Here is a 1,332-nt window from a genome sequence, read left to right as displayed (position 1 = left end):
ACGTGTGAATGACACGACTTCGGTGGTGTGCTTGAGCCCCGCTACATTGTCGGCGCGGAATCACTTGACCAGTGAGCTATTACGCACTCTTTCAAGGGTGGCTGCTTCTAAGCCAACCTCCTGGTTGTCTCTGCGACTCCACATCCTTTCCCACTTAGCACACGCTTGGGGACCTTAGTCGGTGTTCTGGGCTGTTTCCCTCTCGACCATGGAGCTTATCCCCCACAGTCTCACTGCCACGCTCTCACTTACCGGCATTCGGAGTTTGGCTAAGGTCAGTAACCCGGTAAGGCCCATCGCCTATCCAGTGCTCTACCTCCGGCAAGAAACACGTGACGCTGCACCTAAATGCATTTCGGGGAGAACCAGCTATCACGGAGTTTGATTGGCCTTTCACCCCTAACCACAGGTCATCCCCCAGGTTTTCAACCCTGGTGGGTTCGGTCCTCCACGAAGTCTTACCTCCGCTTCAACCTGCCCATGGCTAGATCACTCCGCTTCGGGTCTTGGGCATGCAACTCAACCGCCCTATTCGGACTCGCTTTCGCTACGGCTACCCCACACGGGTTAACCTCGCTACACACCGCAAACTCGCAGGCTCATTCTTCAAAAGGCACGCAGTCACGGCCCGCCAGCAAGCTGACGAACGACGCTCCCACGGCTTGTAGGCACACGGTTTCAGGTACTATTTCACTCCGCTCCCGCGGTACTTTTCACCATTCCCTCACGGTACTATCCGCTATCGGTCACTAGGGAATATTTAGGCTTAGCGGGTGGTCCCGCCAGATTCACACGGGATTTCTCGGGCCCCGTGCTACTTGGGAGTTCTTCAAACGAGCCGTACAGATTTCGTCTACGGGGGTCTTACCCTCTACGCCGGACCTTTCGCATGTCCTTCGACTACCCATACGGTTTCTGACTCGCCGACCGGCCGGCAGACCGGTCAAGAAAAATCCCACGACCCCGAAACGGCAACCCCTGCCGGGTCTCACACCATTCCGGTTTAGCCTCATCCGGTTTCGCTCGCCACTACTCCCGGAATCACGGTTGTTTTCTCTTCCTGCGGGTACTGAGATGTTTCACTTCCCCGCGTTCCCTCCACATACCCTATGTGTTCAGGTATGGGTGACAGCCCATGACGACTGCCGGGTTTCCCCATTCGGAAACCCCCGGATCAAAGCCTGGTTGACGGCTCCCCGGGGACTATCGTGGCCTCCCACGTCCTTCATCGGTTCCTAGTGCCAAGGCATCCACCGTGCGCCCTTAAAAACTTGGCCACAGATGCTCGCGTCCACTGTGCAGTTCTCAAACAACGACCAGTCACACACCCTC

The 1,332-nt window shown here is 56.8% G+C and carries 1 rRNA gene (only partly in view); it reads right to left on the bottom strand.

From position 1 onward, the window contains the following. Positions 1-1,277, bottom strand: a 23S ribosomal RNA gene (locus tag ACFQ6N_RS40170); it reaches 1,592 nt to the left of the window's first position. Between the last annotated feature and the right edge of the window lie 55 nt (positions 1,278-1,332).

Source organism: Kitasatospora sp. NPDC056446 (assembly GCF_042796115.1).
In the GTDB taxonomy this organism is placed as follows: domain Bacteria; phylum Actinomycetota; class Actinomycetes; order Streptomycetales; family Streptomycetaceae; genus Kitasatospora.
The sequence above is the reverse complement of the archived record's forward strand: the minus strand, read 5'-3'. Positions and strand labels throughout refer to the sequence as shown.